This is a genomic window from Marinobacter sp. es.042 (assembly GCF_900188315.1).
In the GTDB taxonomy this organism is placed as follows: domain Bacteria; phylum Pseudomonadota; class Gammaproteobacteria; order Pseudomonadales; family Oleiphilaceae; genus Marinobacter.
In genome coordinates, this window is sequence record NZ_LT897781.1 from 3,529,826 (window position 1) to 3,544,550 (window position 14,725).

9 protein-coding genes are annotated in these 14,725 nt (G+C 58.3%); 6 read left to right on the forward strand and 3 right to left on the reverse strand.

The features are described from left to right. Positions 1-40: 40 nt before the first annotated feature. The 3 genes from CFB02_RS16250 to CFB02_RS16260 all read left to right on the forward strand — a co-directional run bounded on the left by CFB02_RS16250 (position 41) and on the right by CFB02_RS16260 (position 5,446). On the forward strand, positions 41-652 hold the full coding sequence (locus tag CFB02_RS16250; protein WP_088558830.1) for a Yip1 family protein: 612 nt from the start codon (positions 41-43) through the stop codon (positions 650-652). Positions 653-868: 216 nt separating this feature from the next. Beyond that, positions 869-2,611 (forward strand): alkaline phosphatase D family protein, encoded by a 1,743-nt coding sequence (locus CFB02_RS16255; RefSeq protein ID WP_088558831.1) that lies wholly within the window; start codon positions 869-871, stop codon positions 2,609-2,611. 108 nt (positions 2,612-2,719) lie between these two features. Next, entirely contained in the window at positions 2,720-5,446 is a 2,727-nt protein-coding gene (locus CFB02_RS16260) for a cation-translocating P-type ATPase (protein WP_088558832.1), read from the forward strand. On the opposite strand, the gene CFB02_RS16265 is transcribed toward CFB02_RS16260, so the two are convergent. Continuing rightward, positions 5,427-7,844 (reverse strand): xylulose 5-phosphate 3-epimerase, encoded by a 2,418-nt coding sequence (locus tag CFB02_RS16265; protein ID WP_088558833.1) that lies wholly within the window; start codon positions 7,842-7,844, stop codon positions 5,427-5,429. The genes CFB02_RS16260 and CFB02_RS16265 overlap by 20 nt on opposite strands. A gap of 201 nt (positions 7,845-8,045) precedes the next feature. On the opposite strand from CFB02_RS16265, the gene ilvD reads away from it, so the two are divergent. After that, complete coding sequence (gene ilvD / locus CFB02_RS16270) at positions 8,046-9,734, forward strand: dihydroxy-acid dehydratase (RefSeq protein WP_088558834.1); 1,689 nt, start codon at positions 8,046-8,048, stop codon at positions 9,732-9,734. Positions 9,735-9,746: 12 nt separating this feature from the next. Here the strand turns inward: ilvD and CFB02_RS16275 are convergent, their stop codons facing one another. Then, positions 9,747-12,350 (reverse strand): EAL domain-containing protein, encoded by a 2,604-nt coding sequence (locus CFB02_RS16275; RefSeq protein ID WP_088558835.1) that lies wholly within the window; start codon positions 12,348-12,350, stop codon positions 9,747-9,749. Between the two features lie 226 nt (positions 12,351-12,576). Here CFB02_RS16275 and pbpG point away from each other — a divergent pair, with 226 nt between their 5' ends. Next, positions 12,577-13,527 carry a D-alanyl-D-alanine endopeptidase gene (gene pbpG / locus CFB02_RS16280; protein WP_088558836.1) on the forward strand — a complete coding sequence of 317 codons (951 nt, stop codon included), beginning with the start codon at positions 12,577-12,579 and terminating at the stop codon, positions 13,525-13,527. Positions 13,528-13,546: 19 nt separating this feature from the next. Continuing rightward, positions 13,547-14,026, forward strand: a complete 480-nt coding sequence (locus tag CFB02_RS16285) for an asparaginase domain-containing protein (protein ID WP_088558837.1) — start codon at positions 13,547-13,549, stop codon at positions 14,024-14,026. A gap of 3 nt (positions 14,027-14,029) precedes the next feature. Here the strand turns inward: CFB02_RS16285 and rsuA are convergent, their stop codons facing one another. Next, positions 14,030-14,722, reverse strand: a complete 693-nt coding sequence (gene rsuA / locus CFB02_RS16290) for a 16S rRNA pseudouridine(516) synthase RsuA (RefSeq protein ID WP_088558838.1) — start codon at positions 14,720-14,722, stop codon at positions 14,030-14,032. Positions 14,723-14,725 lie beyond the last annotated feature (3 nt).

The window sequence follows — 14,725 nt, forward strand, 5'->3', positions numbered from 1 at the left end:
ACGTATAAATACCAACAATAGAAGAGAGAGGGGGTCATCCATGCTCCTGTCACATGCGTTCGGACTCTTTACCCACCCCGATGAAGAGTGGGCTTCCATACGAAAAGAACATGAAACCCCGCGCCGGGTCTATGTTGCCTATGTTCTGATTCTGGCGGCGATAGCTCCCATTTGTGCCTACATATCGACCGCGTATTTCGGCTGGACGGTTGGCAATGAGCGGCTGATCAAGTTAACCGAGATCAGTGCAATGCAGCTCAGCGTGTTGACCTATCTGGCAATGCTGGTCGGCGTTTTTGCGCTGGGTTATGCCATCAACTGGATGGCAAGAACCTACGGCGCCAAGGAAGAACACGTACCCTCGAACGGCATTGCCCTGGCAGCTTACTCCTGCACTCCTCTGTTCCTGGCAGGATTTGCCCTGTTGTATCCAGTGCCCTGGTTCAACGCCATCGTCTTCCTGGCTGCCGCCTGCTATGGCGCCTATCTCATGTATGACGGACTGCCGATTGTCATGGGCATCGAAAAGGAACGTGCCGTCATGTATGCCGGGGCGTTGCTGACTGTGGCCCTGGTGATCCTTGTATCCACACGGGTCGGGTCAGTCATTATCTGGAACCTGGGAGTCGGGCCGGTATTCATCAGCGGATAGACCGGGCTTAAACGGACCGCAAATAGGGGAGCCACTGGTTCCCCTTTTTTGTGGTTTCTGGTCCTCGCGAACACTTGTCGTGATTTGCCATCCCCCTGTCGCAAATTGGCAATGCGTTCTTAACCGAGCCCGATTAGCTTCTTCATTTGGAGTAGAAACGGCGAAGGGTGCAGAACGTCGAGACTACAAGGGACGAACACAGGGGAAGACATAACAATGAAACGACTGACACGACGGGATTTTCTGAAAGCATCGGCCATGGGTATGGGGGCCGTGGTGATTTCGACTGGCCTCGCAGGCTGTGTACTGGACAGCTCCGACAAGCGAACAATCAGTTTTACCCATGGAGTGGCCAGCGGCGACCCGCTTGCCGATGGTGTCATGCTCTGGACCAGGGCTGCACCGGCGACCGGTTCGGCACCTGTCGGTGTCGCCTGGGAGGTGTCGACGGATGAGGGGTTCGAGAACCTTGTGCACTCCGGCACTGCAGAGGCCACTGAAGCCCATGACTTCACCGTCAAGGTGGATGTCCGCGGCCTGGCACCGGGGCAGAGCTACTATTACCGCTTTCAGACGACCGATCGACAGTCACCGGTGGGCGTAACCCGGACCTTACCGGAGGGCAGTATCGAATCAGTGCGCCTCGCCGTGGTCTCCTGCGCGAATTATCCGGCCGGTTATTTCAACGTCTACGGGGAAATCAGTAAACAGAATGACCTGGATGCCGTGGTTCATCTGGGTGACTACATCTACGAATACAGCTCCGACAGCAGCAGTTATGCGGCACAGGATGCCCAGGCGCTGGGGAGGACCTTTTCTGAGGACAACAATCTTGAGCTGATTGAACTGGTGGACTATCGCAAACGTTACGCTGCGTATCGGGCAGACCCGGATCTTCAGTTCCTGCATGCGAGAGTGCCGTTCATTGTGGTGTGGGACGACCACGAGGTGGCGAACGACGCCTGGGAAGAGGGAGCTGAAAACCACAACGAGGGCGAGGGCGATTTCACCCAGCGTAAGCTCAATGCCCTGAAGGCCTATTTTGAATGGATGCCGATCCGCCCTGTGATCGAGGGCAGCGACGAAGCCATCTTCCGGACCTTCCGGTTCGGCGACCTGGTGGATCTGCACATGCTCGACACCCGCATTATCGGTCGCGACCAGCAACTGGACTACATGGACTACTTCACGGGAGAAGGCCTTGATGCCGCCCGCTTTACTGCGGATGTTGGCAGTGAGAACCGTACCCTGCTGGGCGCGGAGCAACTGCTCTGGCTTCAGTCCTCCCTGAACTTCTCCACGGCCACATGGCAGGTTCTGGGACAGCAGGTATTGATGGGCCGCATGAACCTGCCCGCGGAACTGCTCGTGGCTATCGCCACGGAACAGTTTGACGGCCTCCCGCAGAACCTTGCGGAGCTCGCCCAACTCAAGGGTCGGGCTCTTCAGGGAGATCCGACTCTGACTGACGCGGAACTGGAGCGCATCAACACGGTTGCCCCCTACAATCTGGACGCCTGGGATGGCTATCAGTATGAACGGGAAGTGGTACTGGGCACCGCCAAGGCTCTGAACAAGAACCTCGTGGTGCTGGCCGGGGATACCCATAATGCCTGGGCCAACAATTTGAAAGATATTCAGGGGGACCAGATTGGCGTGGAGTTCGCCACAGCGTCGGTTACATCACCTGGCCTGGAGGAGTATCTGGGCATTCCGGATGACATGATTCAGGGCGCGGAACAGGCCATTGGTCTGCTGGTGGACGACCTGGATTACCTGAATGTGAATCAGCGTGGCTACATGCTGGTGACCTTTACTCCGGAAGAAGCCCGGGCAGACTGGTATTTCGTGGACACAATCAAGTCAAAGGATTATCAGATCGACGCGAGCCGCACCGCCTCCCGGCGGGTATTGCCCGGTCCCGGAAATCGAACGGTGCAGGACACAAGCATAGGATAAGACGCCCGGCCGGTCCCCTGGCTATTCTGTCCTTGATGCAGCGCAAACCACCCCGGGTGCTTTCCGGGGTTTAATGGGGATGTTGCAACGTCAGGGAGCTTTGGGGATATGTCTGAATCGGTGGTCTTGAAAAACCGCGAGTGCGAGCAGCGGGAGCCAGAGTGGCATGTGCTTCAGCCCGCGGAAGCAAGGCAGGAGCTCAAAGCAAAGGAGCCCCTGTCTGATGATGAGATCGGCCAACGCCTGGCTCGCCATGGCCCAAATGCTTTGCCGGAGGCTCGTGCAAAGGGGCCGTGGGCGAGACTGGGACGGCAACTCAAGAATTTCCTGATTTACGTACTGGCAGGGGCCGCCGTAATCACGGCGAGCCTGGGTCACTGGGTGGATGCTGGCGTCATTCTCGCTGTTGTTGTTATCCAGACGCTGGTGGGCTTCGTTCAGGAGGGCAAGGCCGAGCAGGCCCTGTCGGCCATTCGCCACATGCTTGCGCCCAAAGCACGGGTCATGCGTTCTGATGGCCAGCATCAGATAGATGCTGCCAATCTGGTTCCGGGCGATACGGTACTGTTGGAGCCCGGAGACCGGGTGCCCGCCGATCTGCGTTTGGAAAAGTCCCACAACCTGAAAATCGATGAGGCCATTCTCACGGGTGAGTCCGAGGCTGTTGATAAATCAACAGGGTCGGTGGCTCCAGATGCTCCGTTGGGGGACCAGTCCGGGATGGCCTTCTCCGGCACCATGGTTGCGACCGGGACCGGCCGTGGCGTTGTGGTTCGAACCGGCGCGCGCACTGAGATCGGTCGCATTTCCGGACTCCTCGCCCAGACCACAACTCTGAAAACCCCCCTATTGGAGCAAATGGACAGGTTCGCCCGAATCCTTTCCATCATCGTGATTGCCGCTGGCATTGCGATTTTTGTTGGCGGAGCTGCATTCAGCGGTCTGCCATTCCGGGAACTGTTTATGGCAGTGGTTGGCCTCACCGTTGCCGCGATACCCGAGGGCTTACCAGCAATTCTCACCATTACCCTGGCCATCGGTGTGCGCCAGATGGCCCGTCGCCAGGCCGTGGTCCGTCGAATGCCGGTTATCGAAACCCTGGGGGCGGTTTCAGTCATTTGTTCGGATAAAACCGGAACCCTCACCCGGAACGAAATGATGGTAACCCGGCTGGTGTTGGCTGGAGTCAGGCTGGAGGTGACCGGTGAAGGCTATGATTTTGATGGAGCCGTGAACGGAGAACAGGGTCATTCGTCAGACTCTGCCTTGCTGGGCGAACTTGCCCGTGCAGCGGCCTTATGTAACGACGCCCATGTTCACCATGATTCCGGGAGGGTCAGAATCCATGGCGATCCCATGGAGGCCGCGCTTTCAGTGTTCGCCCGCAAAGCCCGGTTTGATGTTGAGAACAGTGCCGCCGACTGGCCTCGGAAAGATGAAATTCCTTTTGATACCGAAAATCGTTTCATGGCCACGCTGAACCATGATCACCACGGGCACAGCGTGATCTACCTGAAGGGCGCACCAGAACGGATTCTGGATATGTGTTCCAGCGAGGTTGCCGAATCCGGAGATGCCGGGGAGCTGCGCCGGGATTTCTGGGAACAGGTCATTAGAGAAATGGCATCGGATGGTCTCAGAGTGCTGGCACTGGCCAGGAAGCCTGCAGAACGGGGTATCGGCGAACTGGCCACTGAGGATCTTGAGCAGGGGGCAGAGCTGCTCGGCCTGGTCGGGCTTTTGGATCCGCCCCGGCAGGAGGCTGTTCGGGCGATTGCCGAGTGTCACGATGCCGGGATCCGGGTCAAGATGATTACCGGTGATCACGGGATAACAGCGGGCGCTATTGCCCGTAAGCTGGGGCTGAAAAATCCCGAGCGGGTGCTGACCGGCAAGGAGCTGGATCATCTGGATGATAGCCAGCTTCGCGATCTTGTTGGCGAGGTGGATGTCTTTGCCCGGACCAGCCCGGAACACAAGTTGAGACTGGTCACCGCTCTTCAGGACCTGCATGGCGTCGTAGCCATGACCGGGGATGGGGTGAATGATGCGCCAGCACTCAAGCGGGCGGATGTCGGGATTGCCATGGGGGTGAAGGGCTCGGAAGCGGCCCGCGAGGCGTCTTCCGTGGTGTTGCTGGATGACAACTTTGCCAGTATTGCTGCGGCCGTGCGTGAGGGCCGAACGGTTTATACCAACCTCAAAAAAGGCATCGCCTTTATGCTGCCCATAAATGGTGGCGAATCCATCAGTCTGATCACGGCCTTGCTGTTGGGGCTGACGTTGCCCATTTCGGCCTTGCAGATTCTCTGGGTCAACATGGTGAGTTCGGTGGTTCTGGCGATGACGCTGGCGTTTGAACCCGCCGAGCCAGACGTGATGAAACGCATGCCCAGGGCCCGTGACGAGTCGCTTTTGAAGGGGTTTGTGGTCTGGCGTGTGGTATTTGTGTCCTTGCTGTTCCTGGCGGGAATCTTCGGGGCCTGGTACTGGGCCATCCACCACTACGGGGATGAGAATACGGCCAGAACGCTGGCGGTCAATACGCTGGTCGCCATGGAGATGTTCTATCTGTTTGCCGTGCGTTATCTGGATTCGGCATCAATTACCCTGCGTGGGGTGCTGGGCACACCAATCGTGCTTCTGGCGGTTGCAGTCGTGATTGCGTTGCAGCTGCTGTTTACCTATATGCCGTGGTTTAACGACACTTTTGGTACAAAGGCGCTGAGTCTTGAAATGCTGGGGTTCGCCACTCTAGCCGGGGCGGCTGTTCTGGTGATTCTGGAAATAGAAACGGCGTTGAGAAAGCGCCTGCTCAGGGCAGACCCCGGGTAATCACCGCCGGATCGCCCCGGCCCTCTACCGCAGCCAATTCGGCACTGGAAAGCCACTCTCCCGGTGGCTTGTCCATAACGCTGGCACAGGCGGCCAGGGCATGGCCCCAGGAACAGCCGTTGGCGAATAGCATGCCGGCCTCATTCAATGTGCCGCCGCGGTTGATGTAGCCCAGAACCCGGGCCTGGGACGGCTCTGGGAACAGCGGATGGAGATGTCCCCGGAAGACCTCCGGGCGCATGTGCGTGAGGGCAACCCGTCGGTGAATTCGATGGGGGAAGAGACGTTCCCTCTCAAATTCCGACAGGCATATCTGCGCCTCCATCGTATCCCTGGGCTGGCGGAATCTGCCGGGTTCCTGAATGTAGACCAGCCGGAAGGGTGTGCCGGTCTCCCTGAGACGTTCACAGGCTCTCATCGCCTCGGATAACTGGTAGGCGCCATTGGCCATGAGCAGCAAAGGCTCGCCAGCAGAGGTGTCTTCGTCCACCACCAGGGCACCATGTTTGGCCAACAGTTCTGCTTCCCGGGTGTCGAAGACACATGGGCGGTCCCGTTTCGGGATCACCATGCAGCTGATCTTGCCTCTTTCGCTGAACACCGATGGCAATGTTGCCAGCGTGCTGTTGTAGTCGGCCGGAAACAGCACCCGGGAGACGTCGTTCATCTCCGCAAGCATGCTTTCGCAGAAGGTGGTGTCCTGATGGGACTGCTCGTTCTTGCCATTTTCCCAGGTGTGTGAGGTGGCAATAACCGGCAAGCCGAGCCAGCGGGCAGGCCGCCCGACTTCTTTCTGGTGCCGGGCAAAAATCAGCTCCTGGCGTATGGCGCCAAGCATTTTTACGCAGAAAGCCTCATAGCTGGCGACCAGATTCAGCCCCGCCTTGTTGGCCAGGCAAGCTGACACCACAGATTCTTCGTTCAGCGCGGTGATGATCTTGCCATGCACCGACTCCAGATCGTTTTCGGGATCGTTCACCCGGTGCTTCAGGTCATTCAGTACTCCGCCAAGACGATTGCTTGCCAGCTCGTCCGGATTGCCCACTCGGGCCCTGAGGCCCGGGTTCTGGGCCACCAGCGCCCGGAAAAAATCATCCACGGCCCTCATCGGCGAGGTGCATTCCCGATTGGCTGGAAGGCGGGGGATAATCGGCTCCGGGGGATTGCGGGTCGCGAGGGCATGATCACGCTCAAGTGGGCGAGATTGCCCGGCGTGCTGGTTCAGATGAGCGATAGCGTTTTGAAGCTGATCAGGAGCCACCCACAATCTGGCGGCATGCGCGTTAAACAGCTCCCTGGCCCGGGCATCCATCCGCGGGTTTCCGGGCAGTGGCAGGTTGTGGGCTGCATTGCTGCTGGCGCCATAAAAACCATACCCCTTGGTGGTCTCCGCAATGCCATAGGGTACCCGAACGGGATAGCCGCTCTCTCCCCGTAGCGCGGCCTCGCCATTGGTGGCGAGTGCCCGCTCCATTTCATAGAGAGCACAGACAAAAGCGGCAGGATCGCGGCCATCAAAACGGAAGGGCACAAAGCCCCTGTGTTCGAGGTGCGCTTCAAAACGTTCGAGACCCTCGCGGGTGCCCAGCTCGGTTCGCTGTTCGATGCGCCGTCCGTTGGCGATCATAACCGGCATCACCGCGCCGCAGTCCTCGGCGCGCCACCAGCGGGGGATCCAGTCGCTTCCGCGCTGCTCCTCGGCGGCCCCATCAGACAGAAAGGCCACCAGAGACTCACCCGGCAGGGGCATGTGGGCGTATTGCAGCTCGGCAAACCCGAGATAACCACCTTCGAGAATGCCACCGGCGGTGTGCGGATTGACGTGGCTGCCAAGGGGCGCGGCCATGGAACCGTCCGGCTTCTGGCGGTAACTGTAGAAATCGGAAACCAGAGTGGAAAGCCCATCAGGCCCGCGATAACGCTCGGCCTGTTCCGGATGAAGGTTGCCGGTAAGAACGTTCAGGGCATCCACTGCCGCTACACAGTGCCCCTGGCCCATCAGCCAGCTTCGTGTGCGTCCGGTCAGATTGTTCAGAGCCAGATAGCCGGCATAGGCCGGCACCATGTTCAGTGCCCCGCCTGTGTGGCCTTCCGGATTGGTCTTGAAGTCCTGAGGCGCGAGGGGCTGGCCGGAGACATCAATCCGGCGGGCGTAGGTCATATGGACTACCAGCCAGAGACCGGCACTGGTCAGCCTGTCCAGATCAGCGAGTTTCCGATAGACGGTGGCGGCGTCAGGCTGATGTCCGGCAGCCACCAGGTGCTCTGCGAGTAGGCTGACCTGATGTTGGGTGGCTTCACTGTGCTGGATGACGCCATAGCCATCGCACCAGCGCCGGAAATCCGGGCAGTCCGAAGCAGCGTGATTCACTGCGGCTGTTTGAATGGGTAATGGCATGAGATGCCTCCAGGGCGTCAGTGTGTCCGGGAATTTTAAAACCACCACTGTCAACTGCCATTGATGCAGGTCAGTCGAAACTGCATCTTTTCGCGGGCCGTTCAGGGATCAGCGGGTGGATGGAAACGCTCTCGCGCACGTTGCCGAATGCCATGGTTTCTGAGAATCTGTTCTAATAAGCCATCTGATAAGGAGACTCCCATGACGCAAGACAAGAATCAGGACAAGCGCCGGAAATATTCGGCCCCCGTTGTTGATGGCATTGGCAAATCCGCCAGCCGTGCCATGCTTCGGGCCGTCGGGTTTACCGATGAGGATTTCAAAAAGCCCCAGATTGGCATTGCGTCCACATGGAGTAACCTCACGCCGTGCAACATGCACATCAACCAACTGGCCGAGGAGTCGGCTGCCGGAGCCGATGAGGCCGGCGGCAAGTCGCTGATTTTCAATACCATTACCATATCGGACGGCATTGCCAATGGTACCGAGGGCATGAAGTATTCCCTGGTGTCCCGGGAGGTGATCGCCGATTCCATCGAGACAGTGGCCGGTTGTGAAGGGTTCGATGGCCTCGTGGCGATCGGTGGCTGCGACAAGAACATGCCCGGTTGCATGATGGGCCTGGCGCGTCTGAACCGGCCGTCTGTGTTCGTGTATGGTGGCACGATCATGCCCGGCGAGAACCACACCGATATTATTTCCGTGTTTGAAGCCGTGGGTGCCCACGCCCGTGGTGATCTGGATCTGATTGAGGTGAAGCAGATAGAGGAAACCGCGATTCCGGGGCCAGGATCCTGTGGTGGCATGTATACCGCCAATACCATGGCGTCGGCCATCGAGGCCATGGGCATGAGCCTGCCGGGCAGCTCCGCCCAGAACGCTGTGTCGGAGACCAAGGCGGAGGATTGTCGTGGTGCCGGGGCTGCGGTGCTGAACCTGCTGGAGAAAGACATCAAGCCCAGCGACATCATGACCCGGAAAGCCTTCGAAAACGCCATTACGGTCGTCATCGCCCTGGGCGGTTCCACCAATGCGGTACTGCACCTGCTGGCCATGGCCAGCACCGTCGGTGTCGATCTGGAGCTGGAAGACTTTGTCGAGATTGGCAAGCGGGTGCCGGTGCTGGCGGATCTGCGCCCGAGCGGCCACTACATGATGTCGGAGCTGGTGGCCATCGGCGGTATCCAGCCACTGATGAAAATGTTGCTGGACCGCGGGCTGCTGCACGGTGACTGTCTTACCGTAACCGGTCAGACGTTGGCGGAGAACCTGGCTGATGTGGCCCCCTATCCGGAAGGGCAGGACATCATTCATGCCTTCGACAACCCGATCAAGGCTGACAGCCATCTGCGGATCCTGTTCGGCAATCTCGCGCCAACGGGTGCGGTGGCGAAGATTACCGGCAAGGAAGGTACTCACTTTACCGGCCGTGCCCGGGTATTCCATTCGGAAGAAGAAGCCCAGGAGCGGATTCTCGACGGCACGGTGGTGGCCGGCGATGTGCTGGTCATCCGCTACGAAGGCCCCAAAGGCGGACCGGGCATGCGGGAGATGCTGAGCCCCACCTCAGCGATTATGGGCAAGGGTCTGGGCAGCGATGTCGCGTTGATTACCGATGGCAGGTTCTCAGGGGGCAGCCACGGTTTCGTGGTTGGCCATATCACACCGGAAGCGGCCGAGGGCGGCCCGATTGCGCTGGTCGAGGATGGCGACACCATTACCATTGATGCCGTCAGTAACCAGATTGAGCTGGATGTCTCGGATCAGGAACTGGAACGTCGTCGGCAGGCCTGGCAGGCTCCACCACCCCGTTTCACCCGAGGCACGCTGGCGAAGTATTCGCGAACCGTAAGTTCTGCCTCGAAAGGGGCAGTGACCGATCTGCCCTGATCTGATTGGAGTTCAGGTCTTCAGCTGTTCTGGCTTGCCCCAGTAGTATCCCTGGCCATACAGGCCGGGGAACTGCTGTAGCCAGGTGGCGATAGCTTCCTCCTCCACACCTTCGACCACGACATCCAGGTCCAGAGCCTCACCCAGGTCAAGCGCCGCTCGGAATATTCGCTGTCGGGCAGGTTGGGTGAGTATGTCGCTGAGAAAACTCCGGTCGATTTTCAACTCGTCTAGCTCGAATGTGGCAAGAGTTCCCAGCGACGAGTGCCCGGTTCCAAAATCATCGACGGCAATTCTGAAGCCACTTTGGCTCAGGGTCCGAATGACGTCTTTTGCCAAGGCTGTGTCAGCCATCATCGCTGTTTCGGTAATCTCCAGAATAAGATCGGAAGGTTGTGTCCCATGGTGCTGCACAATCGCCTTCACCTTTTCCAGAAAGTCCGGGTGGGTAAGATCGTTTGCAGAAATATTGACCGCAACGGCAATGTGGTCCCCGTGACGAGCCTTCAGCGCGCTCATATCTTCACAGACCCGGTCGACCACCCAGAGCGTAACGTGGTGAATCATCCCGACCTGTTCGGCTAACGGGATCCATCGATCCGGAGCAACCGTGCCGAAGTCCGGGTGTTGCCAGCGGATCAGGGCTTCCAAGGAAGCGATACGAGCGTCCTGTATTCGCACAGTGGGTTGGTATTCCAGCCATATGCAGCCGTTACCCAGTGCCTCTTCGATATCCAGCATCAGCATTTGCTGCTGGTACTGCCAGTCCGCGATAGCCGGGTCGTAAACCGTCAGGGGCTGATGCGTATCCAGAGCCGCAAAGCCAGCGGATGAGAGGATATCTGACGCGTCGACCCCATGCTCCGGAGCATGGGCGATACCCACCGATGAACTCCAGGATAGCGAGAACCGGCCCTCGCGGAAGTTCTCTCCCAACCAGTTCATGAGCGTTTTCAGTTTTTCCGGGTAAGCGTCCGGGGCGTCACTGTGGAAAAAGGCGAAGGCATGATTGCTGGTGTCAATGCTGGCGAGCGCATAGCCGTCAATCATGATCAACTGATCACCCATGATCCGTTTAAGGAAACCGTCGAGCTCCCACAGATAACTTCTGAGCAGATCCTCTGCCGTCCGATAGCCGAGAGCCTGCTCGATTTCGTTAAACCGGGTCAATTGAATCATGGCGACGGTGTAGGGCTGTTGGTGGCCATCAAGCTGATCCAATGACTCCTCAAGCATGGCCCGATTGGGTTTGCCGGTAACACTGTGGGTTTTGAGGAGTCGTTTGTAATTTTGCTCAACGTGAGATCGCAGCGTCTGTTCCTGGCGGGCCCGAATATCGGAAGCCAGCCTTTTTTTGCGCTCTTCCAATATCTGACGGCCAATGCCGCTGGTCAGGATCAGAGATGCGGCCGCTGCGCCGATAAAGAATGCGGAATCGGTAAAGCTGTTTACCGGGACCCAGCCGACAGTCCGTGCCGCTGAGATAATTGTACCTAGGAGAATGAAGAGCAGTGATAACGCAAAATAGCGGGCATAAACCTCGTGCCGGGCCTGTTTGAGCGCCAGGGCCAGAATCATCGAACCACTGCTCAGGGCCAGTATCAGAAAGGAGTCCTGACCGAGCAACGGTAGCCGCAGTGGCATGGCCAGCAGATGTAATAGGCCGAGCACACTCGCCGCATTCAGTAGCAGTCTCGAGAGTCTGGAGGCCTCGATAAAGTTTGGCGTGATTTGGCAAAGTGAGATGAGGCAAAGGCAGAGGCTGATGTTCAGCACTGTGTTTATTTCCGGGAAGTCTGGCCAAATCAGCCAGAGCCCGAAGCCTTCCATGACAAGTTGCACGTGAATAACGGATAGCGTGAGAACGCCCAACCAGGCTAGCCCCGGGAGCCTGAATTTCATCATGAAGCTGAGGTTCAGCAACAGCGCAAAGACTAGGAGGCCGGTGATGAACGCCTTCCAGGTCATGGTTCCTGCGATACTGCTTACAACGTTGTTGGGTTCCAGAATGGTAATGGGCAGCAGTGTGGGGCCGGCATTTTGAATCTCGAACAACAGTGTGGAAGTGCCCGTTGGTAATGAAACCGGCCAGATCCACGGTGGTAGTGAAATCAGCCGGTTACCGAACGGGTGAACGTCTCCCATTTCGCGAAGACGCTGGAAAACGCCGTTTTCATCGAGAATGGCGGGCCTGAGCCGGTCGATGTAAGGCGCGGATACAAGCGCCCACTGTTCGACGTTCGTGGTTCCAGGGTTTTCCACGGTCACCTTGAAGGTGACAGGCCCGTCGTAATAGCCAATGCCGGAGTTCTCTGACGGGGCCGCTTGCCAGTTTTTCTGTCGCCAGTTCTCGTCGTCTATAACCTGTTCCAGGGAGGCAACCAGATAGTCGATCTGCACAATGTGGGAGGACTGGGACGCTGACTCGGGAGAGTCGGCGTGGGACAGCGGGGCAGGCGGATTTTCAGGCGCGTGAAGGAGGCTTGCGAGCAGACCGTATGCCATGGCAGCGAAAAGAAACAGGAATGGCATCCACCGTCGAAAAGGTGTCAGCCCGGACTGGGCTTGGAGTTGTGACAGCACGGCTTTTTCAGTCTGATGGGTGCTGTCATCCATATAAAGCGACGGTCTCGGTAAGTGGTGTTTTCTGACTCGATGAATCAGGCCGAATTTTAATGGTTTTTCAGCTCACTTGCATTTGCTGTATGAAATTGGCGCAAGAAACTTTTCACCTGATTAAACAGGCCATTCGCTGGTATAGTTGAACCTGACCACCTTATCTGTAAAAGCCTGTTTCCGGACTGGTTGCGCGATGCATGAACAAACCACAGGATCTGTACAAATGAGACTCGCCGGCTTTTCCCCTTTCGTGATCTTGATGTTGCTCTGGCTGCCTGGATCGCTTGTGGCCCAGCAAACAGGGGGTGAATCCCAAAAGCAGGACGCAGAAACAGACAGCGGACCCAGACTCGCTTCGGTGAATGCCGCGGTTGCCGTCGCTGGTGATAATGAGCTGATTTTCGGCAAGAATGCCGACCGGTCCGTACCCATTGCCTCTGTCACCAAGGTCATGACCGCGCTGGTCGTGTTGGAATCTGGCGAGTCGCTGGATGACTGGCTGACTTTTCATGAGCGGCATACGCCTGCCGCCGCCAACGCCTACAGTCGGATTCGCATCGACTCGGAGATGCGGCGTAAAGATGTACTGCGCATTGCGCTGATGTCCTCCGAAAATTTCGCCGCCTACACCCTCGCCCGCAGTCACCCGGGCGGGTTCGATGCCTTTATTGAAGCGATGAATGCCAAGGCCGTGGCCCTGGGGATGACCGGCACCCGGTTTGTCGATCCCACCGGACTGTCATCCGAGAACCTGTCGACCGCCGCAGATCTCGTCAAGCTGGTGAACGCTGCGGCGGATTATCCGGAAATTCGGGAATATTCCACGACGGGTTATTTCCGGGGGCAGTTCCGCCAGCCTCGTTACAGCCTGTCGTTTGGTAACACCAATGCTCTGGTTCACCGCGATAGCTGGGGTGTCGACCTGAGCAAGACCGGCTATCTGTCCGAGGCAGGGCGCTGTCTGGTGATGATCTCCAAGATGAATGGCAAAGAGGTAGTGACCGTTCTACTGGATTCGCTCGGCACCCGCTCGCCGATGGGCGATGCCGGACGAATAAAGCGCTGGCTTGATACCGGGGCCAGGGGCTCGGTGGCCGCTGCCGCCCGGCGTTACGAACAGGAAAAGAACGCGTCATACGCGACCGCTGGTAACAGTACGGTCAGTGTGAACTGACACTGAAGGGAATCCCGTTATGATCCAGATATTCACGACCGGTGGCACCATCGACAAGGTCTACTTCGATGCCAACAGCGAGTTCGAGGTAGGGCACAGCCTGCTTCCGGAGCTGCTGTCTGAATCCAACATCCACGAGGGCTATCGCCTGCGGGAACTGCTGCGCAAGGACAGCCTGGAGATGACCGATGATGACCGCCAGCAGGTACTGGCGGCGGCCCGTGAATGCGATTGTGGCCGAATCATTATCACCCACGGCACAGACACCATGGCCGATACTGCGGCGGTGCTGTCCGGCCTGAAAGACAAGACCATCGTATTGACCGGCGCGATGCAGCCGGCTCGGATGCGCCGAACCGATGCGGTATTCAATGTCGGGTTTGCCTGGGCTGCGGTGCAGCTGCTGCCGCCGGGTGTGTATATCGCGATGAATGGTGAAGTGTTCGAGGCCGGTGCAGTGCGCAAGAATCTCAAGGCGCAACGTTTCGAGCGGACCTGAATATCACGCCAGGCTGTCTCTTTCCTCGGCGGTCAGTTCCCGGTATTCGCCGGGCATCAGCGCATCGTCCAGTTCGACCTGTCCAACGCGAACACGATGAAGGGCTTCCACGTGGTTGCCAACGGCTGCCACCATGCGCTTGACCTGATGATAGCGCCCCTCCGAAATCGTCAGCTCAATGATCCTGTCTTCCAGAAAATGCACCCGGGCCGGGCGCGTGGGCCTGGGATCATTATGCAGGTCTACGCCACGCTCCAGTTGCTGTGCCGAGGCGTCGCTCAGGGGTTCGTTCAGGGTTACCCGGTAAGTCTTGGGGCAGTCGGTTCGCGGTGAGGTGACCCGGTGGGACCACTGGCCATCGGTGGTCAGTAACAGCAGGCCGGTTGTGTCTGCATCCAGGCGCCCGGCAATATGAAGATGTCGGGTGATGTCTGCTGGCAACAGGTCCAGCGCTGTTGGATGGTCGCTGTCGGTCGTCGCGCTCACCACGCCTGCTGGCTTGTTCATCATCAGATAGCGCTCGCCCGGGAGGGCCAGAGGGGTGCCTGACAAGGCCACCCGTTCATCCCCGGCCAGGCGGGTGTTGGCGCCCTTGCAGACGTGCTCATTGATCGTTACTTCTCCGCGGCCGATGGCCCGCTTGGCCTCTTTTCGGGAGAGCTCGGTGCTGTTGGCAATAAACTGGTCCAGTCGCATGGT

What these genes read in the sequence shown, in the direction of transcription:
- CFB02_RS16250 (WP_088558830.1), top strand. Translation starts at nt 41, where the DNA reads ATGCTCCTGTCACATGCGTTCGGACTCTTTACCCACCCCGATGAAGAG.
- CFB02_RS16255 (WP_088558831.1), top strand. Translation starts at nt 869, where the DNA reads ATGAAACGACTGACACGACGGGATTTTCTGAAAGCATCGGCCATGGGT.
- CFB02_RS16260 (WP_088558832.1), top strand. Translation starts at nt 2,720, where the DNA reads ATGTCTGAATCGGTGGTCTTGAAAAACCGCGAGTGCGAGCAGCGGGAG.
- CFB02_RS16265 (WP_088558833.1), bottom strand. Translation starts at nt 7,844, where the DNA reads ATGCCATTACCCATTCAAACAGCCGCAGTGAATCACGCTGCTTCGGAC.
- ilvD (WP_088558834.1), top strand. Translation starts at nt 8,046, where the DNA reads ATGACGCAAGACAAGAATCAGGACAAGCGCCGGAAATATTCGGCCCCC.
- CFB02_RS16275 (WP_088558835.1), bottom strand. Translation starts at nt 12,350, where the DNA reads ATGGATGACAGCACCCATCAGACTGAAAAAGCCGTGCTGTCACAACTC.
- pbpG (WP_088558836.1), top strand. Translation starts at nt 12,577, where the DNA reads ATGAGACTCGCCGGCTTTTCCCCTTTCGTGATCTTGATGTTGCTCTGG.
- CFB02_RS16285 (WP_088558837.1), top strand. Translation starts at nt 13,547, where the DNA reads ATGATCCAGATATTCACGACCGGTGGCACCATCGACAAGGTCTACTTC.
- rsuA (WP_088558838.1), bottom strand. Translation starts at nt 14,722, where the DNA reads ATGCGACTGGACCAGTTTATTGCCAACAGCACCGAGCTCTCCCGAAAA.